Source organism: Thermodesulfatator autotrophicus (assembly GCF_001642325.1).
GTDB lineage: Bacteria > Desulfobacterota > Thermodesulfobacteria > Thermodesulfobacteriales > Thermodesulfatatoraceae > Thermodesulfatator > Thermodesulfatator autotrophicus.
On sequence record NZ_LSFI01000112.1, the window covers coordinates 1 to 812 of the forward strand.

General features: G+C 53.1%; 1 protein-coding gene. It reads right to left on the reverse strand.

The genetic code is table 11. From position 1 onward, the window contains the following. Window positions 1-812 (reverse strand): dihydropteroate synthase (locus TH606_RS11185; RefSeq protein ID WP_068544077.1); only part of this gene is annotated, 812 nt, incomplete at both ends.

Here is an 812-nt window from a genome sequence, read left to right on the forward strand (position 1 = left end):
TAAAGCTCAAGCCAGGATTCAGAAAAGATAGTCTTGCCAAGAAGCACCCTGGCCGTCTTGTATATCTCTAATTCCTTGGGCGAAAGCTTGCTCGGGTCAGGCTCGTCTCCGTCCATCATGTCATGCACCAGCTTTACCCACTCTGGATGCTTGCCCTTGGCTATCTCCACCAGCTCTTTGTCATACACATTGAGTATCGCCGAATAGAGGTTGTACTTCATGAGCATCATTAGATATACCCGGTCAAGATAGCACCTAAGGTGATGCGGCACCCCATTTGACACATTGGAAAGCCCGATGGTGCTCTTGCAACCAGGGGCAATGTCTGGCAGCATGGCCAGAAAATTTAGGCCTTCAAGAATCTGGTCAGCCCCAAGGGTTATGGGCGTGCCAATTGGGTCAACCCATATCTTCTCGTTAGGGATACCGGCCTCATTTAAGGCCATGATAAGGTCAACGGCCATGGCCGCCCGTTCGTTGGCGTCCCTTGGCATGCCCTCTGGCCCCCAGAGGAGGGCCACCACGTCACAGCCTACTTCGGCGGCAAAGGGGATGAGCTTTTCCATGCGCTCAGGCTGAGCGGAGATGGAGTTCATGAGCACTCCAGAAGGATTTTTTGAGGCCTTGATGCCAGCAATCATGGCCTCGGGGTTGGTGGTATCAAGAGAGATGGGGGTATCAACCACTTCTTCCACGACTTTTACGATCCAGGCGGCAAGGTCCGGGCCGTCTTTTTTGGCCGGGCCGATGTTTAAGTCCAGGTAATCAGCGCCAAGTTCAGTTTCTTCTTTGGCCATTTCCTGGATAGGGCC